General features: G+C 66.0%; 20 protein-coding genes. 13 read left to right on the top strand and 7 right to left on the bottom strand.

Annotation, left to right across the window (positions count from 1 at the left end):
- The first annotated feature begins 34 nt into the window (after positions 1-34).
- On the top strand, positions 35-2428 hold the full coding sequence (locus IM733_RS14960) for a TonB-dependent siderophore receptor (RefSeq protein ID WP_248917380.1): 2394 nt from the start codon (positions 35-37) through the stop codon (positions 2426-2428).
- A gap of 115 nt (positions 2429-2543) precedes the next feature.
- Here the strand turns inward: IM733_RS14960 and IM733_RS14955 are convergent, their stop codons facing one another.
- Positions 2544-3419, bottom strand: coding sequence for a helix-turn-helix domain-containing protein (locus IM733_RS14955; protein ID WP_248917379.1), 876 nt, complete (start codon positions 3417-3419; stop codon positions 2544-2546).
- A 230-nt stretch (positions 3420-3649) separates the two neighbouring features.
- On the opposite strand from IM733_RS14955, the gene IM733_RS14950 reads away from it, so the two are divergent.
- The 4 genes from IM733_RS14950 (at position 3650) to IM733_RS14935 (ending at position 7449) form a co-directional block, all read left to right on the top strand.
- On the top strand, positions 3650-4546 hold the full coding sequence (locus tag IM733_RS14950) for a DMT family transporter (protein WP_248917378.1): 897 nt from the start codon (positions 3650-3652) through the stop codon (positions 4544-4546).
- A gap of 169 nt (positions 4547-4715) precedes the next feature.
- Positions 4716-6155, top strand: a complete 1440-nt coding sequence (locus tag IM733_RS14945; protein ID WP_248917377.1) for a glucosyltransferase domain-containing protein — start codon at positions 4716-4718, stop codon at positions 6153-6155.
- Positions 6152-6514: a GtrA family protein gene (locus IM733_RS14940; RefSeq protein ID WP_248917376.1), complete on the top strand. Its 363-nt coding sequence runs from the start codon at positions 6152-6154 to the stop codon at positions 6512-6514. Before IM733_RS14945 ends, IM733_RS14940 begins: the two co-directional genes overlap by 4 nt.
- Positions 6511-7449: a glycosyltransferase family 2 protein gene (locus IM733_RS14935; RefSeq protein ID WP_248917375.1), complete on the top strand. Its 939-nt coding sequence runs from the start codon at positions 6511-6513 to the stop codon at positions 7447-7449. Before IM733_RS14940 ends, IM733_RS14935 begins: the two co-directional genes overlap by 4 nt.
- Positions 7450-7580: 131 nt before the next feature.
- Here the strand turns inward: IM733_RS14935 and IM733_RS14930 are convergent, their stop codons facing one another.
- Positions 7581-8555: a 2-hydroxyacid dehydrogenase gene (locus IM733_RS14930; protein ID WP_248917374.1), complete on the bottom strand. Its 975-nt coding sequence runs from the start codon at positions 8553-8555 to the stop codon at positions 7581-7583.
- Between the two features lie 210 nt (positions 8556-8765).
- Positions 8766-9713 (bottom strand): LysR family transcriptional regulator, encoded by a 948-nt coding sequence (locus IM733_RS14925; protein WP_248917373.1) that lies wholly within the window; start codon positions 9711-9713, stop codon positions 8766-8768.
- Positions 9714-9893: 180 nt separating this feature from the next.
- Here IM733_RS14925 and IM733_RS14920 point away from each other — a divergent pair, with 180 nt between their 5' ends.
- Genes IM733_RS14920 through IM733_RS14905 form a run of 4 tightly spaced genes read left to right on the top strand, consistent with a single transcriptional unit; the run spans position 9894 to position 14670 of the window.
- Positions 9894-11420: an efflux transporter outer membrane subunit gene (locus tag IM733_RS14920; protein WP_248917372.1), complete on the top strand. Its 1527-nt coding sequence runs from the start codon at positions 9894-9896 to the stop codon at positions 11418-11420.
- Positions 11417-13594, top strand: coding sequence for an FUSC family protein (locus IM733_RS14915; protein ID WP_248917371.1), 2178 nt, complete (start codon positions 11417-11419; stop codon positions 13592-13594). Before IM733_RS14920 ends, IM733_RS14915 begins: the two co-directional genes overlap by 4 nt.
- A 4-nt stretch (positions 13595-13598) precedes the next feature.
- Entirely contained in the window at positions 13599-13799 is a 201-nt protein-coding gene (locus IM733_RS14910) for a DUF1656 domain-containing protein (protein WP_008097766.1), read from the top strand.
- 10 nt (positions 13800-13809) lie between these two features.
- Entirely contained in the window at positions 13810-14670 is an 861-nt protein-coding gene (locus IM733_RS14905) for an efflux RND transporter periplasmic adaptor subunit (protein ID WP_248917370.1), read from the top strand.
- Positions 14671-14787: 117 nt separating this feature from the next.
- Here IM733_RS14905 and IM733_RS14900 read toward each other — a convergent pair whose 3' ends face one another.
- The gene (locus tag IM733_RS14900) at positions 14788-15243 is read right to left on the bottom strand and encodes a universal stress protein (protein ID WP_248917369.1); all 456 of its coding nucleotides are present in this window, start codon (positions 15241-15243) and stop codon (positions 14788-14790) included.
- Positions 15244-15395: 152 nt separating this feature from the next.
- Here IM733_RS14900 and IM733_RS14895 point away from each other — a divergent pair, with 152 nt between their 5' ends.
- The 4 genes from IM733_RS14895 to IM733_RS14880 all read left to right on the top strand — a co-directional run bounded on the left by IM733_RS14895 (position 15396) and on the right by IM733_RS14880 (position 20567).
- Positions 15396-16301, top strand: a complete 906-nt coding sequence (locus tag IM733_RS14895) for a LysR family transcriptional regulator (RefSeq protein ID WP_248917368.1) — start codon at positions 15396-15398, stop codon at positions 16299-16301.
- 201 nt (positions 16302-16502) lie between these two features.
- Positions 16503-18044, top strand: a complete 1542-nt coding sequence (locus IM733_RS14890; RefSeq protein ID WP_248917367.1) for an MFS transporter — start codon at positions 16503-16505, stop codon at positions 18042-18044.
- A 28-nt stretch (positions 18045-18072) separates the two neighbouring features.
- Positions 18073-19134, top strand: a complete 1062-nt coding sequence (locus IM733_RS14885) for an HlyD family secretion protein (protein ID WP_248917366.1) — start codon at positions 18073-18075, stop codon at positions 19132-19134.
- Positions 19131-20567: an efflux transporter outer membrane subunit gene (locus IM733_RS14880; protein ID WP_248917365.1), complete on the top strand. Its 1437-nt coding sequence runs from the start codon at positions 19131-19133 to the stop codon at positions 20565-20567. The genes IM733_RS14885 and IM733_RS14880 overlap by 4 nt, the downstream gene beginning before the upstream one ends.
- Before the next feature lie 107 nt (positions 20568-20674).
- Here the strand turns inward: IM733_RS14880 and IM733_RS14875 are convergent, their stop codons facing one another.
- The 3 genes from IM733_RS14875 to IM733_RS14865 form a co-directional block, all read right to left on the bottom strand.
- Positions 20675-21487, bottom strand: coding sequence for an SDR family oxidoreductase (locus tag IM733_RS14875; RefSeq protein WP_248917364.1), 813 nt, complete (start codon positions 21485-21487; stop codon positions 20675-20677).
- A 114-nt stretch (positions 21488-21601) separates the two neighbouring features.
- Positions 21602-22066, bottom strand: a complete 465-nt coding sequence (locus IM733_RS14870; RefSeq protein ID WP_248917363.1) for a multidrug transporter — start codon at positions 22064-22066, stop codon at positions 21602-21604.
- 137 nt (positions 22067-22203) lie between these two features.
- Positions 22204-23658, bottom strand: a complete 1455-nt coding sequence (locus tag IM733_RS14865) for a mannose-1-phosphate guanylyltransferase/mannose-6-phosphate isomerase (RefSeq protein WP_248917362.1) — start codon at positions 23656-23658, stop codon at positions 22204-22206.
- Positions 23659-23683 lie beyond the last annotated feature (25 nt).

The following is a 23683-nucleotide window of genomic DNA, read 5'->3' as shown; positions in this document are numbered from 1 at the left end:
CGCAAACGTTTATCCCTCTCACAGGTCAGCGTCCATGAAGTTCACCCTGCGTTGCGTTCCTCTCTGGTTCGGCCTTTGCACCATGCCCGCCCTGGCCCTGGCACCCCAGGCCCTGGCCGAGCAGCAGCGCCAGGCCTATGCCTTCGCCCAGCCGAGCCAGCCGCTGGCCCAGGCGCTCAATGCCTTCAGCCGGGTCACCGGGCAAAGCGTGGTCTACACCTTGGAACTGCCGCAGCAACAGGCGCCCGCGCTCAATGGCACGTTCAGCGCCGAGCAGGCCCTGCAGCAATTGCTGGACAATTCTGGCCTGGCCTGGCGCCGCCTCGACGCCCGCACCCTGACCCTGGAACCCGTCGACACGTCCGGCGCGCTGAACCTGCAGGCCACCACCATCAACTCGCAGATGGACGACTACAGCTACCAACCCCCGGCCAGCGCCTCGATCATGCGCGGCCAGGGTTCGACCCTGGACATCCCCCAGGCGATCAACGTGGTCCCCGCCCAGGTGATCCGCGACCAGGCGCCCCGCAACCTCGACGACGCGCTGTACAACGTCAGCGGCATCACCCAGGGCAACAACTTCGGCGGCACCGCCGACACCGTGATGAAGCGCGGCTTCGGCGACAACCGCGACGGTTCGATCATGCGCGATGGCATGCCGGTGGTGCAGGGCCGGGCGCTCAATGCCAGCACCGAGCGGGTGGAAGTGCTCAAGGGGCCGGCGTCGCTGCTGTATGGCATCCAGGACCCGGGCGGGGTGATCAACGTGGTCAGCAAGCGCCCGCAATTGCAGCAGTACAACGCCCTCACGCTACGCGGCTCCACCTACGGCAGCGGCAAGAACGGCAGCGGTGGTGGCTTCGACAGCACCGGCGCGCTGGGTGACAGCCCGTTCGCCTACCGGCTGATCGTCGACCACGAGGATGAGGATTACTGGCGCAACTACGGCGTGCACCGCGAGTCGCTGGTGGCGCCGTCGCTGGCCTGGTACGGCGAGGACACGCAGGTGGTGCTGGCCTACGAGCACCGCGAATTCCTCTCGCCGTTCGACCGGGGCACGGCCATCAGCAACCGCACCAACCACCCGCTGGATATTCCCGCCACACGCCGCCTGGACGAGCCGTTCAACGACATGGAAGGGCGCTCCGACCTGTACCGCCTGGAGGTCGATCACCAGCTCGCCGACGACTGGAAACTGCACGTCGGCTACAGCTTCAACCGTGAAACCTACGACGCCAGCCAGGTGCGCGTGACCGGCGTCAACGACGCCCGCGGCACGCTCACCCGCAGCATCGACGGCACCCACGGCGCCATGAGCCGCGATCAGTTCGTCACCTTCAGCCTCAACGGCAGCGTGCAACTGGCGGGGCTGCAGCATGACCTGCTGGTGGGAGTCGACCACGAGGACCGCAAGGTCTACCGCGCCGACCTGATCCGCCAGGCCAGCCGCTCGACCTTCAGCTACCTCGACCCGGTGTACGGCCGCGAGGTCGAAGGCAGCACCGTGCGCGCCAGCGACAGCGACCAGACCGACAAGCTGCGCACCGACGCGCTGTTCTTCCAGGACGCCCTGCACCTGGACGAGCACTGGATCCTGGTGGCGGGCGCGCGCCTGCAGCAGTACGACCAGTACGCCGGCCGTGGCCGCCCGTTCAGTGCCAACACCGATACCCGCGACCGCGCCTGGGTGCCCCACGCGGGTGTGGTGTACAAGGTGGACGAGCAGCTGTCGTTCTATGGCAGCTACAGCGAGTCGTTCAAGCCCAATTCCAGCATCGCGCCATTGACCGGCGGGCGGGTGCTGGACGCGTCGGTCGCCCCGGAGGAGGGTAAGTCCTGGGAGCTGGGGGCCAAGCTCGACATGCCCGGGCGGCTCTCCGGCACCCTGGCGCTGTTCGACATCACCAAGCGCAATGTGCTGGTGTCCAACTTCGATACCAGCACGGGCGAAACGCTGTACAGCAATGCCGGCGAAGTCAGCTCCCGTGGCGTGGAACTGGACCTGGCCGGCCAGCTCAGCGAGCGCTGGAGCTTGATCGGCGCCTATGCGTTCACCGATGCCGAGGTGACCAAGGACCCGGACCTGAAGGGCAACCGCTTGCAGAATGTCGCCCGCCACAGTGGTTCGCTGTCGGCGGTGTACGACTACGGCAGCCTGTTCGGTGGCGATCGCTTGCGCCTGGGGGCCGGTGCCCGCTACGTGGGGGAGCGTGCCGGCAACCCGACCAATGATTTTGACCTGCCGGCCTATACCGTGGCCGATGCCTTTGCCAGCTACGAGACCCAGCTCGACGAGCACAAGGTGCGCCTGCAACTGAACGTGAAGAACCTGTTCGACAAGGTGTACTACAGCTCGGCGGTGAACCGGTATTTCGTGGCGATCGGCGATGCGCGGCAGGTGAGCCTGTCGAGTACCTTCGAGTTCTAGCGTACTGACACTGTAGGAGCCAGCCTTGCTGGCGATGCAAGGCGCAGCCTTGCCCTGTACCTTGAGGACGCCTTCGCCAGCAAGGCTGGCTCCTACAGTTGGGTGTGCACCTGGATCAACCGGCAAACGCTGCCCGGTACTCCCCCGGCGTCGCCCCCAGCGCCAGCCTGAACCGGTTGCTGAAATGGCTGGCGCTGGCGAACCCGCACAGCAGCGCCACCTGCCCCAGCGGCAAGTCGCCCAGGCGCAGCAATTCGCAGGCCCGGTGCAGGCGCCTGGCCAACAGGAACTGATGCGGCGGCAGGCCGAAACTTTCGCGGAACATCCGGGCAAAGTGGTATTCGGACAGGTTACAGCGCAGCGCCAGCTCACCCAGGGTCAGCGGCTGGTCGAGGTGGGTCTCGATGTACTCCACCAATTGCCGGCGCAGGTGTGGCGCCAGCCCACCCTTGAGTCGCAGCCCCTCGCGCAACCCGGCCTGGTGCAGCACGGCATGGTCGATGATGGCGTGGGCCAGGCTGCTGGCCAGCAGGCGTTCGCCGGGCTCGGCCCAGTCCAGCTGGATCAGCTGGTGGAAGCGCCGTGCCTGTTGCGGGTCGTCGAGAAAGGTTTCTTCGCGCAGTTGCATCTCCCGGGGTTCGCGGTCGAGCAGGCGGGCGCAGCCGAGGGCGAACTGTTCCTCGCTGATGTACAGGTGGGCCAGGCGGATCGAGCCGTTGATCACCCAGTTCGACTCATGGCCGGCGGGCATGACGCACAGTTTGTCCGGCGCGCCTTTGTCGGCCGGGCGCTGGCGGCGGAAGGTGCCGGTGCCCTCGGCGATATAGCAGGACAGGGTGTGGTGGCTGGGGGCCTGGTAGTCGCGGGCGTCGTGGCGGTTGCTCCACAGCGCCGCCGCCAGCCCGTCGCCCAGGTGCGCGCTCAGCTCCAGCCGGGCGTGGGGCGAGGCGTTCAGGGTGTTGAAGACCTGCAGGTGATCGAGTGGGGGCATGGGCGACTCCTCTGGCGCCCATCGTACTGCGCGCGGGGCGGGCTGGCAGCTACCCGAGGTGGAAAAGCGCAAGTTTGTGCAAGCCGGAACAGACAGGGCGATGGAGACTGACAATGGGCATGTCGTCTCGGGTGTTCGCCGACAAGCCGGCTCCTGCAGCGTCCCCGTAGGAGCCGGCTTGCCGACGAAGGCCGCAACGCGGCCCTTGGCTCAACACCCGGAGGACTTCCATGAACCTGTCGCTCTACCTGCTCACCGTCCTGATCTGGGGCACCACCTGGATCGCCCTGAAACTGCAGTTGGGCGAGGTCGCCATCCCGGTGTCGATCGTCTATCGCTTCGCCCTGGCCGGGCTGATCCTGTTCGCCTTCCTGCTGCTCACCCGCCGCCTGCAACCGATGAACCGCCGCGGCCACCAGGTGTGCCTGGCCCAGGGTTTGTGCCTGTTCTGCGTCAACTTCATGTGCTTCCTCACCGCCAGCCAGTGGGTCGCCACCGGCCTGATCGCCGTGGTGTTCTCCACCGCCACCTTGTGGAACGCGATCAACGCGCGGATCTTCTTCGGCCAGCGTATCGCCGCCAACGTGCTGGCCGGCGGGGCTCTGGGCCTGCTCGGGCTGGGCTTGCTGTTCTGGCCGGAGCTCTCGCACCACGCCGCCAGCCGCGAGACCCTGTATGGCCTGGGGCTGGGGCTGCTCGGCACGTTGTGCTTCTCGGCGGGCAACATGCTGTCCACCGTGCAGCAGAAGGCCGGGCTCAGGCCCATGACCACCAACGCCTGGGGCATGCTGTACGGCGCCTCGATGCTGGCGGTGTACTGCCTGGCCAAGGGCATCCCGTTCGACATGGAGTGGAACGCCCGCTACGTCGGCTCATTGCTGTACCTGGTGATTCCAGGCTCGGTGATCGCCTTCACCGCCTACCTGACCTTGGTCGGGCGCATGGGGCCGGAGCGGGCGGCCTATTGCACGGTGCTGTTCCCGTTGGTGGCACTGAATGTGTCGGCGGTGGCCGAGGGGTACCAGTGGACGGCGCCGGCGTTGCTGGGGCTGGTGGCGGTGATGGCGGGGAATGTGCTGGTGTTTCGTAAACCGCGGGAAAAGGCACAAGTTGCCCTGGCCAGGTGACCTTCAGGCCGCACCTGTCACTTCTGCTAGGTGCAGCCTGGCCCGGCATGGCTAGACTTTGCCGGGTGCAATGGCCTGGGGAAGAGGAATGTCCAGTACGGCAACATGGAATCGAGTGCTCTCGCCGCAACACGTCGGGTGGCTCTGTCTGCTCGCGATAGTGGTTCACGTGTTGCCGCTGATCCTGGCCGACTTGCCGTACATAGACGATATCTGGCGCGCGCAGCTGGCAGGCCGGATCGATAATGCAAACGACTCCTGGACCGGGCAGGGGCGGGTGCTGGCCGACGTGTTCCATGCCGTCCTGGGCTTTGGCAATGCAGCCCCTGATCTCTTTCCGCTGCCCTTGATGCTGGCGAGCGTCATCACGGCAAAGGCCTTGGCCGGCCTGGTGACGCACTACTTCGAGACGCCGCGGTTGGCATCGCTGCTGGTGGTCCTGCCGTTGTGGTACAACCCGTTTTTCCTGCAGAACCTCTCCTACCAGTACGATGCACCGCTTATGGCATTGTCATTGGCTGCATCCATAGTGGCGATCACCCTGGGGGCGCAGAATGGCTATCGCGTTCTTGCGGGCATGCTGCTGGTTGCGGTGGCGGCCAGTCTCTACCAGATCAGCATCAATCTGTTCGCTGGGTTGTGTTGTATCGAAGCCATCCGCCTCATCCTGGCAGGCACAGGCTTGCGACAGGTAAGCGGACAAGCGTTGATGCGTATTGCCCAATTGGCCGGTGGTTGTGCGCTGTATCTGTTGACCGGATATCAGCTGATCACTGTCCCGCGCACGCAGATGCTGCCATTGGATCAGGCGTGGCCGCTTGCAATCATGCAGCGGCTCGAGACCACGGCCGAGCATGTCGGTTTGCTGATCACGCCAGGCACCGCGTGGTTTTTCGTCGGGCTGTCGATGGTGGCGTTCCTGTCCTTGATGCAGGCCGTCTATCGTCTGTTCCGTGCGGATGGCCATTACGGTCAGAAGCTGGGCTTGGTTGCTGTGCTGATGGCATGCCTGGTCGCGGTCGTGTTGCTGGTGCCCGGGATGTCACTGTTGTTCGCCGACTTCAACTGTGCCCCAAGGTTGTTGATGGGGCTGGGCCCGGCCATGGTGCTGGTGGCGCTGCTGGCCTATCGTTTGCTGGCCGAGTGGCACGAAGGCCTGGCCTGGGCGCTGGCCATTCCACTGGTGTTCATGCTCTCGTTTTCGTATGCCTACGGGCGGGTGCTGGTTGCCCAGAAAGAACTGGAGCAGTTGGTGACGTTCTCCATTTCCCGGGCCATCCAGGCCAGCCCGGCACTCAGTGGTGCCCATCGATTCTATCTGCATGACTACGATCCGAAGCGCGTCTGGCTGCCTGCCGCCAGCGGTTCGTTCCAGGCCATGCCTGCGTTGAAGTATGTGCTGAGCATCGGTTACCAGGTGCTGCCGGAAATGATGCCCAGGGTAGGGTTGCCTGAATTCGGCTCGGTGGCGCCGCTGACGCGGGACGAGGTGTTGGCCCGCAGCCCGGTCCCCAAGGTGGATGAACGGTTCTTTTCGATTTACCTGGTCGATGAGGTTGGCTATGTGGTGATCAAGTCTCCAGATCGCTGGGTGGAGTACTTCAAGTGACCCGGTTTGCTCGTTACGCCCTGGTGGGCATTGGCAACACATTGGTGCACTGGTTGACCTTCCTGCTGATTCATTTCGGGCTGGGTTTCGGCCAGGGGCCGAGCAATCTGCTGGCGTTCTCGGTGGCCGCGAGCCTGTCGTACTACATCAACGCGCATTTCACTTTCGCGGTTCGCCCAGCCGGGCAGCATTACTTGATGTTCCTGCTGGGCATGGGGGGCTTGAGCCTTTCGCTGGGCGCGCTGTCCGACTGGGCGGGCCTGTCACCCTGGCTGACCCTGGTGAGCTTTTCAGCCGTCAGCCTGATCGTGGGCTACAGCTTTTCCCTGGCGGTGGTGTTCCGGCGGAGGGGACCATGAACATTACGTTGATCGTGCCGGTGTTCAACGAGCAGGACACCCTCGAGCGTTTCTACTACGCCGTGCGTGAAGAGCCGACCTTGCAGGGCATGACGGTCGAGATCCTGTTCGTCAACGATGGCAGCAGCGATGCCAGCGAGCGTATCTGCGCGGCGCTGGCGGCGCGTGACGAGTGGGTGACGGTGATCAACTTTTCGCGCAATTTCGGCAAGGAGTCGGCGCTGTTCGCCGGCCTCGAGTACGCCGATGGTGACGCGATGGTGCCCATCGATGTCGACCTGCAGGACCCGATCACGCTGATCGCACCGATGGTCCAGCGTTGGCAGGACGGCGCCGACGTGGTCCTGGCCAAGCGCCGCAGCCGGGCCACCGACACCCGGCTCAAGCGCTGGAGCGCCAGGCTCTACTACCGGTTGCACAACCGTATTGCCTCCACCCAGATCGAAGAGAACGTGGGGGATTTTCGCCTGCTCGACCGCAAGGTGGTCGAGGCGATCCGGCAGATGCCTGAGCAGCAGTTGTTCATGAAGGGGGTGCTGTCGTGGGTGGGCTTCCGTGCCGACATCGTCGAGTACGATCGCCCGGAGCGCGCTGCGGGCAACAGCAAGTTCGGCTTCTGGCGCCTGTGGAACCTGGCGCTGGACGGCATCACTTCGTTCAGCACGGTGCCGTTGCGGCTGTGGTCCTACGTGGGCGGCGGCGTGTCGTTGTTCGCCTTGCTGTACGCGGTGTTCCTGGTGATCGACAAGGTGCTGTTCGGCAACGACGTGCCGGGGTATCCGTCGCTGATGACGGCGATCCTGTTTCTGGGTGGGGTGCAGTTGATCGGCATCGGCATCCTGGGGGAGTACATCGGGCGGATCTACCAGGAGACCAAGCACCGGCCACGGTATGTGGTGCGCAAGGTGTTGGGCAGGCGGCGGCAGCCGAGGTGATCGCTGTCCCCCAGTCAACCGCGATACCCCCGTAGGACCCAGCTTTGCTGGCGAAGAGCTCCGCGCACAGCGCCATGGCCTGCATTGGCCCTGGTTCGCCGGCAAGGCTGGCTCCTACAAGGTAACGCGCTTCAGTGCTTCCACACCTGCGGGTTCACCAGGTCCCGTGGCCGCTCACCCAGCAGCGCCGCGCGCAGGTTGTCCAATGCCCGGTTGGCCATGGCTTCGCGGGTCTCGGCGGTGGCCGAGCCGATGTGCGGCAGGGTCAGGGCGTTGGGCAGCTTGAACAGCGGCGAATCGCTCAGCGGCTCCTTCTCATACACGTCCAGCCCGGCACCGCGAAGGGTGCCGTTGTGCAGCGCCTCGACCAACGCAGCCTCATCCACCACCGGCCCGCGGGCGACATTGATCAGGAACGCGCTGGGCTTCATCAGCTTCAGTTCGCGGGCGCCGATCAGCTTGCGGGTGGCCTCGGACAGCGGTACCACCAGGCAGACGAAATCGGCTTCACTCAGCAGTTCGTCCAGGCTGCGGAACTGCGCGCCCAACTCCTGCTCCAGCGCGGCTTTGCGGCTGTTGCCGGTGTACAGCACCTGCATGTTGAAACCGAAGCGGCCACGGCGGGCGATGGCCGCGCCGATGTTGCCCAGGCCGACGATGCCCAGTGTCTTGCCGTGCACATCGCTACCGAAGTGCGCCGGCCCCACGGTGGCCTGCCACTGGCCGGCCTTGGTCCAGGCATCCAGCTCGGCGGTGCGCCGGGCGCAGCCCATGATCAGGGCGAAGCCCAGGTCGGCGGTGCTTTCGGTGAGCACGTCGGGGGTGTTGGTCAGGGCGATGCCGCGCTCATTGAAGTAGTCCAGGTCGTAGTTGTCGTAGCCCACCGAGACGCTGGACACCACTTCCAGCTTGCCCGCGCCTTCGAGTTGCGCGCGGCCGAGCTTGCGGCCCACCCCGATCAGGCCGTGGGCTTCGGGCAGGGCTTCGTTGAACTGGGCGTTGATGTCGCCGAGCTTGGGGTTGGGCACGATCACGTTGAAGTCTTGCTGCAGGCGTTCGGCCATGGCCGGGGTGATGCGGCTGAAGGCCAGGACGGTCTTTTTCATCGGGCTGCTTCTCTGCAAGGCGGAAGGACGGAGTCGGGCGCAGAGGGGGCCGCGTTGCGGCCCATCGCGGATAAATCCGCTCCCACAGGTTTTCTGTAGGAGCGGGTTTACCCGCGATGGAGGGCGAAGCCCTCCCATGGCCCTGTCTGCCAGACGCTGGAATCGATGGTTAGCAACCTACCATTGTCCCCACCCCCAATGCAGCCCTTTTCAGTTGGCGATGAGCACCTGGTGGGTCTTCAAGTCAGCCTCGTGGGCGGCGAGGATCTCCGGCAGCGAGTTGCGCAGGTACTCGACCCAGGTCTTGATCTTGGCATCGAGGTACTGGCGCGACGGGTAGATCGCGTACAGGTTCAGCTCCTGCAGGCGGTACTCCGGCATGATCCGCACCAGGCTGCCGTCGCGCAGGCCGTCGATGGCCGAGTAGATGGGCAGTACGCCCACGCCCATGCTGCTGCGGATCGCGGTCTTCATCGCGTCTGCCGAGTTCACCTGGAACGGCGAGCTGGTGATGTTGACCATCTCCTGGCCTTCCGGCCCGTCGAACAGCCATTTCTCCAGCGGAATCACCGGGCTGACCATGCGCAGGCAGGCGTGCTTGAGCAGGTCGGCCGGCTTGTGCGCGGTGCCGTGGTGGGCCACGTACTCGGGCGAGGCGCAGACGATGCTGTAGGTGATGCCCAGGCGCTGGGAGACGAAGCCCGAATCGGGCAGTTCGCTGGCCAGCACGATGGACACGTCGTAGCCCTCGTCCAGCAGGTCGGGCACGCGGTTGGCCATGGTCAGGTCGAAGGTGACGTCCGGGTGCGACTCGCGGTAGCGGGCGATGGCATCGACCACGAAATGCTGGCCGACGCCGGTCATCGAATGCACCTTCAACTGCCCGGCGGGGCGGGCGTGGGCGTCGCTGGCCTCGGCCTCGGCTTCTTCCACGTAGGTAAGAATCTGTTCACAGCGCATCAGGTAGCGCTTGCCGGCCTCGGTCAGCGCGATGCGCCGGGTGGTGCGGTTGAGCAGGCGGGTTTGCAGATGGGCTTCCAGGTTGGAGACCGCCCGCGACACGTTCGCGGTGGTGGTGTCTAGTTGCGCTGCGGCGGCGGTGAAGCTGCCGAGCTGGGCCACGCAACTGAAAGCACGCATGTTTTGCAGGGTGTCCATGGGTCACTCTCGGTTTAGAGGACAAAATTGTGACATGAAGTAACGGAGTTTCGCCTCCGACTAAAGCCGGATTATCGCTGTTTTGGTAACAAAGATTCGCAGGATTATGCGCTTATCGCCAGTGCGGGCGGCCCCTAGAATTGCCCGGCCCCTCCACCTCTTCCTCGGGAAATCGCAGCTGTGCCGCGTCGCCACCTCAGAGCGCTCCATGCGCTCAGTGCCTGTGCCCTTTGTCTCACCTTGAGCGGCTGTATCGGAACCTGGGGCATCGCCCCGCAAAGCAAGACACTCCAAGCCAACCAATTGACCACCGACGACGCGATCCGCGAGGCCGCGCGCGACGCCCACTGGCCGGCCCAGCAATGGTGGCGCGCCTATGGCGACCCGCAGCTCGATGCCTGGGTCGCCCAGGCGCTGGCTGGCAGCCCGAGCATGGCCATGGCCGCCGCGCGGGTACGTGAAGCCAAGGCGATGGCGGGTGTGGTCGAGTCGGCGGAAAAGCTGCAGGCCAACGGCAATGCCACGCTCAAGCGCCACAACTGGCCGGAGGATCAGTTCTACGGCCCTGGCGCGTTGTCCGGCGCCAACACCTGGGACAACAATGCCGCCATTGGCTTCAGCTACGCCCTGGACCTGTGGGGCCGCGAGCGCAATGCCAGCGAACAGGCCGTGGACCAGGCGCACATGAGCGTCGCCGAAGCGCGCCAGGCCCAGCTGGAGCTGGAGAACAACGTGGTGCGCGCCTACATCCAGCTCAGCCTGCATTACGCCCGGCGCGATATCGTCCAGGCCGAGCTTGCGCAGCAGGAGCAGATCGTCGCCCTGGCCAAGCGTCGCCTCGACGGCGGCATCGGTACCCATTTCGAGGTCAGCCAGGCCGAGGCGCCGCTGCCGGAAACCCACCGCCAGGTCGACAGCCTCAACGAGGAGATCGCCCTGACCCGTAACCAGCTGGCCGCCCTGGCCGGCAAGGGGCCGGGGGAGGGCGCGAAGCTGCAACGCCCGACCCTGACCCTTGGCGCGCCGCTGAAGCTGCCGTCGAACCTGCCCGCCGAGCTGGTCGGCCAGCGCCCGGACGTGGTCGCCAGCCGCTGGCAGGTGGCGGCCCAGGCCCGTGGCATCGATGTGGCCCATGCCGGCTTCTTCCCCAACGTCGACCTGGTCGGCAGCCTCGGCTTCATGGCCACCGGCGGCGGCCCGCTGGAGTTCCTCACCGGGCGCAAGTTCAACTACAACGTGGGGCCGGCCATCAGCCTGCCGATCTTTGACGGCGGTCGCTTGCGTTCGCAACTGGGCGTGGCCTCGGCCGGCTATGACGTGGCGGTGGCGCGCTACAACCAGACGGTGATCGGCGCGCTGAAGAATATCTCCGACCAACTGATCCGCCGCGCGTCGATGGAGGAGCAGGCGCATTTTGCCGCCGAATCCGTCGCCGCCGCGCAGAAGACCTACGACATCGCCACCGTCGCCTTCCAGCGTGGCCTGACCGACTACCTCAACGTGCTCAATGCCCAGACCCTGCTGTTCCGCCAGCAGCAGCTGCAGCAGCAGGTGCAGGCCGCGCGCCTGGTGGCCCACGCCGAACTGGTCACCGCCCTGGGCGGTGGCCTGGAGGCGGGTAAGGATGTGCCGGCCGAAGAGCGTCAGGCCGCACCGAAAACGCCGGCCACCCTGGCCATCTTCGACCAGCCGGACCACGCCGAATGAGCACACTGAGCTTGCCCCTGCGCTGGCTGCGGAGCCTGGAATGGCGCCGGGGCTTCTTCGCCTGGGCGCGTACCGACGGGGTTACCTGGGTGTACATCTTCAAGGTGCTGGCCGCGGCGTTCATCACCTTGTGGCTGGCCATGCGCCTGGAGCTGCCACAGCCGCGCACGGCGATGATCACCGTGTTCATCGTCATGCAGCCGCAGAGCGGCCACGTATTCGCCAAGAGTTTCTACCGGGTGCTCGGCACCCTGGCCGGCTCGGCGATGATGATCGCGCTGATCGCCCTCTTCCCGCAGAACACCGAGCTGTTCCTGCCCAGCCTGGCGCTGTGGGTGGGCCTGTGCTCGGCGGGGGCCATGCGCTACCGCACCTTCCGTGCCTATGGCTTCGTGCTGGCCGGCTATACGGCGGCGATGATCGGCCTGCCGGTGCTGCAGCACCCCGACCAGGCGTTCATGGCGGCGGTGTGGCGGGTGCTGGAGATCGCCCTGGGGATCCTCGTCTCGACCTTCGTCAGCGCCGCGATCCTGCCGCAGTCGGCCAGTGCCGCCATGCGCAACGCCCTGTACCAGCGCTTCGGCGTGTTCGCCGGGGTGGTGGTCGAGGCCTTGCGCGGCGACAGCCAGCGTGACCGTTTCGAGACCAGCAACGTGCGTTTCGTCGCCGAGGCGGTGGGCCTGGAGAGCCTGCGCAACGTCACCGCCTTCGAAGACCCGCACATGCGTCGGCGTTCTGGTCGCCTGGTGCGCATGAACAGCGAGTTCATGGCCATCACCACGCGCTTCAACGCTCTGCATCGGTTGCTCGAGCGCCTGCGTGCCCGTGGCCCGTTGCAGATCGTCGGCGCCATCGAGCCTGGCCTGGAAACCCTGGCCGAGCTGCTTAAGCCCTATGTGGGCCGGGCCTTGACCGATGCCGATGCCTTGCGCCTGGCACTGGAACTGGGCACCTACAAGGAAGGCCTGCAGGCCCAGGTGCGCGGCCTGCGCGCCGAGTACCTGCAGACCAACCCCAGCGAGTCCGACCTGCTCGATTTCCACACCGCCTTCGAATTGCTCTATCGCTTCGTCGACGAGATGTACAGCTACGCCGAGACCCATGCCTCGCTGGCCGTGCACAAGCACGAGCGTGAACAGTGGGACGAGCCCTATGTAGCCCAGACCAGCTGGCTGGTGTCGCTGGCCGCCGGCGTGCGTGCCTCGGCGGTGCTGTTGCTGCTGGGCAGCTACTGGCTGCTCAGCGACTGGCCCAGCGGCGCCATGATGACCCTGATCGCCACGGTCACCGTGGGCCTGTCGGCGGCCTCGCCGAACCCCAAGCGCATGTCGTTCCAGATGGCCTGCGGCACGGCGATCGGCGCGTTCATCGGGTTCTTCGAGACCTTCTTCGTGTTCCCCTGGATCGACGGTTTCCCGTTGCTGTGCATGGTGCTGGCGCCGGTGTTCGTGCTCGGCGCGTTCCTCGCCTCGCGCCCGGCCTATGCCGGCTACGGCCTGGGCCTGCTGGTGTTCTTCGCCATCGGTTCGGTGCCGAACAACCTGACGGTCTACGACCCCTACACCTTCATCAACGACTACATCGGCATGGTCATTGGTATGTTCGTCTGCGCCGCGGCCGGAGCGATCATCCTGCCGCCGAACAGCCGCTGGCTGTGGAGCCGCCTGGAGCAGGAGCTGCGCGAGCAGGTGCTGTTCGCCATCGGTGGGCGCTTGCGCGGGCTGGGCTCGGCGTTCGAGAGCCGCACCCGCGACTTGCTGCACCAGGCCTATGGCCTGGCCGCAGGCAAACCGCAGGTGCAGAGCGAGCTGATGGGCTGGATGTTCACCGTGCTGGAGATCGGCCACGCCATCATCGAGCTGCGCAAGGAGCAGGCGCGCGCACCGGTGCACCCGGCCTACGCCGAGTCGCAGCCCTGGCGCCAGGCCATCCGTGTGATGGGCCGGGCCCTGGCGCGATTGTTCCTGCAACCCAGCGCCAGCAACCACGAGCGCGCCCTGGTGGCGGTGGACCACGCCATCAGCCGCGTGCAGGCCACCGACGAACCCTTCGCCCGGCACTTCGACACCTCGGTGCTGCGCCGGGCGCAGAGCTACCTGCACTTCATCCGTTCCTCCCTGCTCGACCCACAGTCGCCGCTGGCACCGGCGAAAGGATTGCACGATGTTCCGTGAAACCATGCCCCGTGAGATCGCCTTCCATGGCGTGTACATGCCCACCATGACCTTGATGTTCCTGTTCGCCCTGGGCCTGGCCTGGGGCCTGGACCGGTTCATCGCCAGCCATGATGGCTACCGTTTCTTCTGGCACCCGGCGCTGCTGCGCCTGTCGCTGTTCGTCTGCCTGTTCGGCGCCCTGGCGCTGTCGCTCTACTGGTGAGAATCCTTCGATGAAAAAGTTCTTCAGCCTGATCGCCACCCTGCTGGTGCTGGCCGCTGCCGTGGTGATCGGCCGCCAGTTGTGGCTGCACTACATGACCACGCCCTGGACCCGCGACGGCCGGGTGCGCGCCGACATCATCAACGTTGCCGCCGATGTGCCGGGCTATGTGGTGGATGTACCGGTCAAGGATAACCAGCGCGTGAAGAAGGGCGACGTGCTGATCCGCGTCGACCCCGAGCACTACCAGCTGGCGGTGGACCAGGCCAAGGCGCTGGTGGCCTCGCGCAAGGCTACCTGGGAGATGCGCAAGGTCAACGCCAAGCGCCGCGCCGACATGGACAACCTGGTGATCTCGAAAGAAAACCGCGACGACGCCAGCAACATCGCCGACTCGGCGTTGGCCGACTACCAGCACGCCCAGGCCCAACTGGCCGCCGCCGAGCTGAACCTCAAGCGCACGCAGATCGTCGCCACCGTCGATGGCTACGTGACCAACCTGAACATCCACAAGGGCGACTACGCCCGCACCGGCGAGGCGGTGATGGCGGTGGTGGATGAGCAGTCGTTCTGGGTGTATGGCTTCTTCGAGGAGACCAAGCTGCCCCATGTGAAAGTGGGTGATGTGGCCGAGTTGCAGATGATGAGCGGCGAGCGGATCAAGGGGCATGTGGAGAGCATCGCCCGGGGTATCTATGACCGCGACAACCCGCAGAGCCGTGAGTTGATCGCCGATGTGAACCCGACCTTCAACTGGGTGCGGCTGGCGCAACGGGTGCCGGTGCGGATTCACATCGACGAGGTGCCGGACGGGTTCCTGCTGGCGGCGGGCACCACGTGCACGGTGGTGGTCAAGCCGAGCGACGACTGACGCTGACCGCGATCCCCTGTAGGAGCCAGCCTTGCTGGCGAACCGGGGCCAATGCAGGGCTTGGATCTGTGTGCGGGGCTGTTCGCCAGCAAAGCTGGCTCCTACAGGGGGGCGAGGTCAGGCGTGGATCGCGGCACCTACCAACACGGGTACATCGACCCGGTCGATCACCTTGGTGCTGATCGACGGATCCAGCAGCCGCCCCAGCCGCGACAGATGGCGGTGGCCCATTATGATCAACTCGCACTCCAGCTCCCGGGCCTTGGCGACGATGGCCTCCACCGGTTGATCGGCAACCAGGCAGCCCAGGCTGTCGAACCCAGCTTCGCGCAGGGTGTGTACGGCATTTGCCACAGCACGTTCGGCCAGTTGCTGTTCGTCACAAGCAGCGGGGTATTCCTCCTGTTCCTGCTCGGTGTAGGCGGTGGGGTGGTCGTGCACGGCGAAGGTCGCGTCGATGGCCAGGAGCACGTGCAGGGTGTGTTCGCCCGGGCGGCAGTAGCGGCGGGCGAGGTCGAGCAAGGCGTGGCTGGCGGGGGAGGCGTCGATGGCGATCAGGACCGGGCGGGGCATGGGGGTTCCTTGAACTGAGCTGGCGGGTGTGCCCCATTCTTGAGGGATTGCGCGCCCGGATAAATGGCCCCCCACGCACGGTGCCATTGCGCCTGACGCAATCCAGCAACCTGATACCATCGCGTTTCCCACAGCTGTCACGGAAAACGGCCATGCAACTCCCGGACATGAACCTGCTCGTCGCCCTCGATGCCCTGCTCGACGAAGGCAGCGTGGTTGGCGCCGCCCAGCGCATGAACCTGAGCCCGGCGGCCATGAGCCGCACGCTGGGGCGTATCCGCGAGGCCATGGGCGACCCGATCCTGGTGCGCGCTGGCCGGGGCCTGGTGCCTACGCCCCGGGCACTGGCCCTGCGCGACCAGGTGCGGGCACTGGTGGAGCAAGCCGGGTTGGTGTTCCGCAGTGGCGACGAGGTCGACCTGCCCAACCTCGACCGCGCCTTCAACATCCGCACCAACGACCTGTTCATCGCCCTCTACGGCGCCCGCCTGCTGCACATGATGCTCGACCAGGCGCCGAACACCGTGCTGCGCTTCGTGCCCGAGCACCAAGGTGACGACGACCTGGTATTGCGCCATGGGCAGATCGACCTGGTGGTCAGCTCGAGTATCGAGCTGGGGCCGGAGATCAAGGTGCAGAGCCTGTTCGACACTTGGTTCGTCGGGCTGGCGCGGGCGGACCACCCGATCTTCGACGAGGTGATCACCCCGGAGCGTTTTGCCCTGTACCCGCAGATCAGCGTATCGCGGCGCGGGCGGGCCAATGGGCCGATCGATGTGGAACTGGGCAGCCATGGCGTGCAGCGGCGGGTGGCGCTGATCACGCCGAGTTTCCATTCGGCGATGTTCTCGCTGCCCGAGTCGGATTTGATCCTGCCGATGCCGGCTAACATTCTCGGCAGCGTGAAGAAGTTCGGCCTGCCGCTGCGTTCGTTCGAGATTCCGGTGCCATTGGAGAAGGTGCGGGTGATGCAGGCATGGCACCCGCGCTTCGACAACGACCCGGCGCACCGCTGGTTGCGCCAGACCATGCGGGCCTGCTGTGCGGGTGAGCCTTGAGCATTACTTGAGACTTGCTGGGGCCTCCTGTAGGAGCGGCTAAAGCCCTACAGGGCTCGTGCATGGCTTGAGGCAGGCACCGCAGATGACCTAACGATTGCGTCTGACGCAACATAAACCTGCCGACAAGTCAGTTTTCGTCAGCATTCGACCTTCTTAGACTTTCCCCAGCCCTGAATTTGTTGCTGGAGATGTCTATCCATGAGTTCCCTGACCGCGCCTTCCGCCGCGCTGGCCGCCGCCCCCGCGCCGGCCGCCCCTGCGCAGACGGCATTCGGCCTGCGGGTGGTGGTGGGGCTGTTCGGCGTGTTGCTGGCGGTACTGTGTGCCGGGCTCAACGAGGCGGTGACCAAGATTTCCCTGGGTGACATCCGTGGCGCCATGGGTATCGGTGCCGACGAAGGTGCCTGGCTGCTGGCGGTGTACAGCGCCGCCTCGGTCTCGGCCATGGCCTTCGCGCCCTGGCTGGCCACCACCTTCTCGCTACGCCGCTTCACCATGAGCGCCGTCGGCCTGTTCGCCGTGCTGGGCCTTATCCAGCCGTTCGCCCCCGACCTGCATAGCCTGATGCTGCTGCGTGTGCTGCAAGGCTTCGCCTCGGGCGCCTTGCCGCCGATGCTGATGAGCGTGGCGCTGCGCTTCCTGCCGCCGGGCATCAAGGTCTACGGCCTGGCCTGCTATGCCCTGACCGCCACCTTCGGGCCCAACCTCGGCACGCCGCTGGCGGGCCTGTGGACCGAATACGTCGGTTGGCAGTGGGCGTTCTGGCAGATCATCCTACCGTCGCTGCTGGCGATCTTCTGCGTTGGCTGGGGCCTGCCCCAGGACCCGCTGCGCCTGGAGCGCTTCAAGCAGTTCGACTGGCGTGGCGTGTTGCTCGGCCTGCCGGCGATCAGCGGCATTGTCCTCGGGCTGTCGCTGGGTGACCGCTGGGGCTGGTTCGATTCGACTTTGATCTGCTGGTTGCTCGGCGGCGGCCTGCTGTTGCTGGTGTTGTTCCTGTACAACGAATGGTCCGAGCCGCTGCCGTTCTTCCAACTGCGCATGCTGACCCGGCGCAACCTGAGCTTTGCCCTGCTGACCCTGGCCGGCGTGTTGATCGTGCTGTCGGGCGTGGGCAGCATCCCGTCGGCGTACCTGGCGCAGATCCAGGGCTACCGCCCGGCGCAGACCAGCCCGCTGATGATGCTGGTGGCCATGCCGCAGCTGATCGCTTTGCCGTTGACCGCGGCGCTGTGCAACATCCGCGCGGTGGACTGCCGTTGGGTGCTGGCCACTGGCCTGGCGATGCTGGCAGCGTCGTGCGTGGGCAGCAGCCTGCTGACTTCGCAGTGGATCCGTGGCGACTTCTACCCGTTCTACCTGCTGCAGGTGTTCGGCCAGCCGATGGCGGTGCTGCCGCTGCTGATGCTATCGACCAACGGCATGACCCCGCAGGAAGGCCCGTTCGCCTCGGCCTGGTTCAACACGGTCAAGGGGCTGTCGGCGGTGATCGCCGGTGGCCTGCTCGATGCCTTGGGTACCGTGCGCCGGCATTTCCATTCCAACCACCTGGTCGACAGCCTGGGCAACGCGCCCCTGGTCGACGACGGCGTCGCTGGCCTGGCCAGACGCATCCATGAACAGGCCCTGGTGCTGACCTCGGCCGACCTGTACCTGGTGATGGCGTGCTTCGCCGTCGCCCTGATCTGCCTGATCCCCTTCGTGCCTACCCGGATCTACCCACCGCGCGCGGTGGCCTGAGCCCGTGGCTGAATTCGAGAAACCGAAAATGACCAACAAGCGCAAGACACTCTTCATCGGCTCGGTGCTCGCCGTCGCCGTGCTGGCCGCCACCCTCGGGCCCTGGCTGTTCGGCAGCGATCATCGGCAAAGCACCAATGACGCCTACGTCACCGCCGATTACACCGTGGTCGCGCCCAAGGTGGCCGGCTTCATCAAGGAGGTGCTGGTGGAGGACAACCAGCAAGTGAAGGCCGGCCAGTTGCTGGCAACCATCGATGCGCGCGACTACCAGGCCGCCCTCGACGCCGCCCAGGCCCAGTTGCTGGTGGCCAAGGCGCAGAGCCTGGATGCCCGCGCCACCCTCGAGCGCCAGGCCGCGCTGATCGCCCAGGCCGAGGCCGCGGTGAAGGCAGCCCAGGCCGAGGCGGCTTTCGCCGACCATGAAGTGACCCGCTACGGCCGCCTGGCCGAGCAGGGCGCTGGCACCGTGCAGAACGCCCAGCAGGCGCGCAGCCGGGTCGACCAGGCCCGCGCACGCCTGGCCAACACCCAGGCGGCGCTGGTGGCCACGCGCAAGCAGGTGGACATCCTCCAGGCCCAGGTGGCCAGTGCCGACGGGCAGTTCAAGCGGGCCGAGGCGGGGCTGGAAAAGGCCCAGCTGGACCTGTCCTACACCCGCATCACCGCGCCGTTGGACGGCATGGTCGGCGAGCGCGCCTTGCGCGTCGGTGCCTACGTCAATCCGGGGGCGCGCCTGCTGTCGGTGGTACCGCTGGCCCATGCCTATATCGTCGGCAACTTCCAGGAAACCCAGCTGACCCATGTGCAGCCGGGCCAACCGGTGAGCATCACGGTCGACACCTTCTCCGGCGAGAAACTCCAGGGCCATGTCGAAAGCATCGCCCCGGCCACCGGCGTTACCTTCGCCGCAGTGAAGCCGGACAATGCCACCGGCAACTTCACCAAGGTGGTGCAGCGTATTCCGGTGAAGATCGTCTTCGACGACGGTCAGCCGCTGCTCGAACGCCTGCGCGTGGGCATGTCGGTGGAGGCGACCATCGATACCCAGGGCGACAGGTTGGCGGGCAAAGAGGTGACTGTGCGATGAGACCGGTCACACGCTTGAGCCCCCTGCTGCTGGTCGTGCTGCTGGCGGGTTGCACACTCGGGCCGGACTTCCAGCGCCCGGACAGCGAGGCGCCGAAAGAGTGGGCCGCGCTGCAAGGCGAGGCGGCGGCCAGCCAACCCTTGGCCGAGCCCGTGGAGTTGCGCTGGTGGGACAGTTTTCACGACCCACGGCTGAGCGCGCTGATCCAGAAGGTCACCGAGCGCAACCTTGACCTGCGCATGGCCAGCGCGCGCCTGTTGCAGAGCCGCGCCCTGCGCGGCACCGTGGCCGCCGACGAGGCGCCGTCGGTGGATGTGAACGCCGGCTACAGCCGGGCGCGCAACAGCGCCGAAGGGTTGAACGACCCGTCCGGCAAGGCGGGCAAGTCAGCCTACAACCTGTGGCAGGGCGACCTGGTAGCTGGCTGGGAGCTGGACCTGTGGGGGCGTGTGCGCCGTCAGGTCGAGGCTGCCGATGCCACGGTCGAAGTTGCCGAGAACGACCGTCGTGGTGTGCTGCTGGCGTTGCTGTCGGAGACGGCAGGCAACTACATCCAGCTGCGTGCCGTGCAGCACACTCTGGCAGTGACACAGGACAACCTCAACGTCGCGCGACATAGCCTGAAGCTGTCCGAGGATCGTCAGGCCGAAGGTGTCGCGACTCGCCTCGACGTTGCCCAGGCCAGCGCCCAGGTGGCTTCGATCGAGTCGCGCTTGCCGACGCTCGAAGCCCGCCGCGATGACCTGATCAACGCATTGAGCCTGCTGGCCGCCGAACCGCCGCGCAGCTTGCAGGGCGAGTTGTTGCAGAGCGGCGAGTTGCCAGCGCCGCAGCAGCGGTTCGCCATTGGCGTGCCCTCGGAACTGGCCGAACGCCGGCCAGATATCCGTCTGGCCGAAGCACGGTTGCATGCGGCCACCGCCAGCATCGGGGTGGCCAAGGCTGATTTCTACCCGAGCATCCGGTTGTCCGGCAGTGTTGGTTTCCAGGCCATGCAACTGTCCGATTTCGGCGCCTGGGATTCGCGAAGGTTTGCCTTCGGCCCGCAGCTGTCGCTGCCGATCTTCGAAGGTGGGCGGCTCAAGGGCACGCTGGAGTTGCGCGAGGCGCAGCAGCAGGAGGCGGCGCTGAACTACCGCAAGGTGGTGCTGGGGGCCTGGCATGAGATCGACGATGTGCTGCGGCTTTATAACGCCAGCCAGCTGCGCCGCGATCACCTGGCCGAGGCGGTGCGGCAGAACCGCATTGCGCTGGAGACCGCGCAGCGTCAGTACGTGGAAGGGGCGGTGGACTTTCTCAATGTGCTGACGGTGCAGTCGGCTTTGCTGGCCAGCGAGGAGCAATGGATCGACAGCTCGGCGGCGGTGTCGCAGGCGCTGGTGGGGCTGTACAAGGCGCTGGGTGGCGGCTGGCAGGCGTTCGACCAGGTTTGACCTCATGCAACCTTTGTAGGAGAGGCTTTAGCCGCGATCACCCGCGAAGCGGGTGCCAGGTACCGCGATGCCTGCATCGCGGCTGAAGCCGCTCCTACACGTCCCATTCACAGCGGCCGCAACAGTCCGAAACGCTTGCGTAAAACCCAATCCAGCAGGCGCTGCGGCAACAGCCGGGCCATCAACGGCAAGGCTGTGCTGCCATTGCCCAACCTCACCAACGCGGGCGTCGGCGACTTGCGCGTCGCGGCCAGCAACCCCTGGGCGAACATCGCCGCGGGTGTCGGGTGATCCTGCGAGGCCCGTGCCCGTGCCTGAACCTGTTCTCGCAACGGCCACCACGGCGAGTCGGCCGCCAGCACCTGCTCGGCCTGCTGCTGCGCATTGCTGGCGAACTGCGAGGCGATCGCACCCGGCTGCACTTCCATCACCCGGACGCCAAACGGCGCCAGCTCCAGGCGCAGAGCGTCGCTCAGCCCGTGCACGGCCGCTTTCGAAGCGCAGTAGGCGCCGGCGAACGGCGTCACCAGCACACCGGAGACACTGCCGATGTTCACCACCAGCCCACGGGCGCGGCGCAGCAGCGGGAACAGCGCGCGGGTTACGCCGACCAGGGCGAAGACGTTGGTCTCGAACTGCTGGCGCATGGCCTCGACGCCGCCGTCCAGCAGCGGGCCCATGGCGCCGTAGCCGGCGTTGTTGATCAGGATGTCGAGGTTTTGCAGTTCCTCGGCCAGGCGGGCGAGGGCTGCGGCGTCGTTCACGTCCAGTTGCCGGGCAGTGAAGCCGGCGGCGGCCAGTTGTTCGACATCCTGTGCTTTGCGGGCGGTGGCCCAGACTTCATGGCCGGCATCGCGGAAGGCGTCGGCCAGGGCGCGGCCGATGCCGCTGGAACAACCGGTGATCAGGACGGTGGGCATGCAGGGAACCTGTCAGCAAAAAGGGAGGGCTTTACTGGCCTCTGCGCCGGCAAACCGGCACCTACACCTCGTAGGGGCCGGCTTGCCGGCGAAGCGGCCGGTACAGACAGTCGATCAATTGGCGAATGTACCTTGCAGGTGCTCGGCGCGGAACTCCAGGTTCTGCGGCCGATAGCCTGAGCGCAGCGGTGGCAGTGGCAGGCAGTCGCGCCACTCGCCGCCCGGCTGCAAGTCGCCTGGCCCACGATAACGTGGAGCACTGTAGGCGTTCTCGGCCAGGTTCACGGTATCGCCCGGCGCGTAGGCGCCTATGCGCCAGCGCAGTTCGGTGAGCGGGGCCTGGTTGCCGTTTTTCATGTGCACTTGCAGGGCGCGGTCGGCGGGGCACTGGTCGGGGGCGTAGGTCAGGCGGATGTCCAGGCGTGCCAATTGCGAGGCCTCGCGGGTGTCCTGCCAGGCCACCCCGAGGGCCACCAGGCCCAGGCCGCACACGGCCGCCAGGGAGATGGGCAGGGCTTTGGACGGGTAGCGCAACAGCAGGACCAGCCAAGTGAGGACGAGCAGGGCGCCGATGATCATGGTGGGGCAGACCTTGATGGCAATGATCTGCTCATCCTAGCGAGAAATCGGGGAGGGCTCAAAATTCGCCGGCAAGCCAGCTCCTGCAAGGATCGCGCTGACCTGTAGGCGCGGGCTTGCCGGCGAACGGGCCGCGCTTACTGGGCGATGGTTTTCACCGATACCCCACGCTCCACCGGCGTCGAGGTGCGCCCATACACATCCTCGAAGCGCTCGATATCATCCTCGCCCAGGTAGCTCCCGGACTGCACCTCGATGATCTCCAGCGGGATCTTGCCCGGGTTGCGCAGGCGGTGCACCGAGGCGATGGGGATGTAGGTGGACTGGTTCTCGGTGAGCAGGAACACGTTCTCGTCGCAGGTGACTTCCGCTGTGCCGGACACCACGATCCAGTGCTCGGCGCGGTGGTGGTGCATCTGCAGCGACAGGCTGGCACCCGGCTTGACGGTGATGTGCTTGACCTGGAAGCGCCCGCCCATGTCCACCGAGTCGTACGAGCCCCACGGGCGGTACACCTCCAGGTGGTTCTGGGTTTCCGTGCGGCCCTGGGCGTCGAGGGTACTGACCAGCTGCTTGACCCCCTGAACCTTGTCCTTGTGGGCAATCATCATGGCGTCCTTGGTCTCGACCACCACGATGTTCTCCAGGCCGATCACCGACACCAGCTTGCCGTTGCCGTGGATCATGCAGTTGCGGCTGTCCTGCACCACCACGTCGCCCTTGGTGACGTTGCCGTCGGCGTCCTTCTCGTGCACGTCCCACAGCGACGACCAGCAGCCCACGTCGCTCCAGCCGGCGGACAGCGGCACCACGCAAGCGCGCTGGGTCTTCTCCATCACCGCGTAGTCGATGGAGTTGTCCGGGCAGCAGGCGAAGGTGGCTTCGTCGATGCTCAGCACATCGCCGGCCTCGTCGCTGCGCTCCAAGGCCAGCAGGCAGGTGTCGTAGATGTCCGGGTCGTGCTTCTTCAACTCTTCGAGGAAGCGGCTGGCGCGGAACAGGAACATGCCGCTGTTCCAGAAGTAGCCACCGGCGTGGACGAACTCGTTGGCGCGCTTCTCGTCAGGCTTCTCGACGAACTGCGCGACCCGCGCCACGCCCTCGGGCAGCAGCGCGTCCTGGCTGGAGCGGATGTAGCCATAGCCGGTCTCGGGCTTGGTCGCCGGCACGCCGAACAGCACCATCTCGCCGCGCTCGGCGGCCACGGTGGCCAGGGCCAGGGCGCGTTGCAGGGCCTTCTGGTCTTCGATCACGTGGTCGGCCGGCAGCACCAGCATCAGTTCATCACGGCCTTCATTGACCAGTTTCATCGCGGTCATGGCCACCGCCGGCGCGGTGTTGCGGCCGAACGGCTCCATGAGGATCGCCTGGGTTTCCAGCTTCAGCGCGTTCAGCTGTTCCTGGACGATGAACTTGTGGTCCTTGTTGCAAACCACGATGGGGGTGTCCATGCCCTCGAACACCAGGCGCTCGATGGTTTGCTGGAACAGTGTGTGCGCCCCGGTCAGGGCCAGGAACTGCTTGGGGAATTGTTTGCGCGACAGAGGCCACAGACGGGAACCGCTACCACCAGAAAGAATTACCGGGATCATGTCGTTTCTCCAATAAGGTCGTTAA

The organism is Pseudomonas entomophila (assembly GCF_023277925.1).
Classification (GTDB): domain Bacteria; phylum Pseudomonadota; class Gammaproteobacteria; order Pseudomonadales; family Pseudomonadaceae; genus Aquipseudomonas; species Aquipseudomonas entomophila_D.
The sequence above is the reverse complement of the archived record's forward strand: the minus strand, read 5'-3'. Positions and strand labels throughout refer to the sequence as shown.

Excerpts from the sequence above, each read along its gene's own strand:
- IM733_RS14960 (WP_248917380.1), top strand. The coding sequence starts at position 35 with ATGAAGTTCACCCTGCGTTGCGTTCCTCTCTGGTTCGGCCTTTGCACC.
- IM733_RS14955 (WP_248917379.1), bottom strand. The coding sequence starts at position 3,419 with ATGCCCCCACTCGATCACCTGCAGGTCTTCAACACCCTGAACGCCTCG.
- IM733_RS14950 (WP_248917378.1), top strand. The coding sequence starts at position 3,650 with ATGAACCTGTCGCTCTACCTGCTCACCGTCCTGATCTGGGGCACCACC.
- IM733_RS14935 (WP_248917375.1), top strand. The coding sequence starts at position 6,511 with ATGAACATTACGTTGATCGTGCCGGTGTTCAACGAGCAGGACACCCTC.
- IM733_RS14930 (WP_248917374.1), bottom strand. The coding sequence starts at position 8,555 with ATGAAAAAGACCGTCCTGGCCTTCAGCCGCATCACCCCGGCCATGGCC.
- IM733_RS14925 (WP_248917373.1), bottom strand. The coding sequence starts at position 9,713 with ATGGACACCCTGCAAAACATGCGTGCTTTCAGTTGCGTGGCCCAGCTC.
- IM733_RS14915 (WP_248917371.1), top strand. The coding sequence starts at position 11,417 with ATGAGCACACTGAGCTTGCCCCTGCGCTGGCTGCGGAGCCTGGAATGG.
- IM733_RS14910 (WP_008097766.1), top strand. The coding sequence starts at position 13,599 with ATGCCCCGTGAGATCGCCTTCCATGGCGTGTACATGCCCACCATGACC.
- IM733_RS14905 (WP_248917370.1), top strand. The coding sequence starts at position 13,810 with ATGAAAAAGTTCTTCAGCCTGATCGCCACCCTGCTGGTGCTGGCCGCT.
- IM733_RS14900 (WP_248917369.1), bottom strand. The coding sequence starts at position 15,243 with ATGCCCCGCCCGGTCCTGATCGCCATCGACGCCTCCCCCGCCAGCCAC.
- IM733_RS14895 (WP_248917368.1), top strand. The coding sequence starts at position 15,396 with ATGCAACTCCCGGACATGAACCTGCTCGTCGCCCTCGATGCCCTGCTC.
- IM733_RS14890 (WP_248917367.1), top strand. The coding sequence starts at position 16,503 with ATGAGTTCCCTGACCGCGCCTTCCGCCGCGCTGGCCGCCGCCCCCGCG.
- IM733_RS14885 (WP_248917366.1), top strand. The coding sequence starts at position 18,073 with ATGACCAACAAGCGCAAGACACTCTTCATCGGCTCGGTGCTCGCCGTC.
- IM733_RS14880 (WP_248917365.1), top strand. The coding sequence starts at position 19,131 with ATGAGACCGGTCACACGCTTGAGCCCCCTGCTGCTGGTCGTGCTGCTG.
- IM733_RS14875 (WP_248917364.1), bottom strand. The coding sequence starts at position 21,487 with ATGCCCACCGTCCTGATCACCGGTTGTTCCAGCGGCATCGGCCGCGCC.
- IM733_RS14870 (WP_248917363.1), bottom strand. The coding sequence starts at position 22,066 with ATGATCATCGGCGCCCTGCTCGTCCTCACTTGGCTGGTCCTGCTGTTG.
- IM733_RS14865 (WP_248917362.1), bottom strand. The coding sequence starts at position 23,658 with ATGATCCCGGTAATTCTTTCTGGTGGTAGCGGTTCCCGTCTGTGGCCT.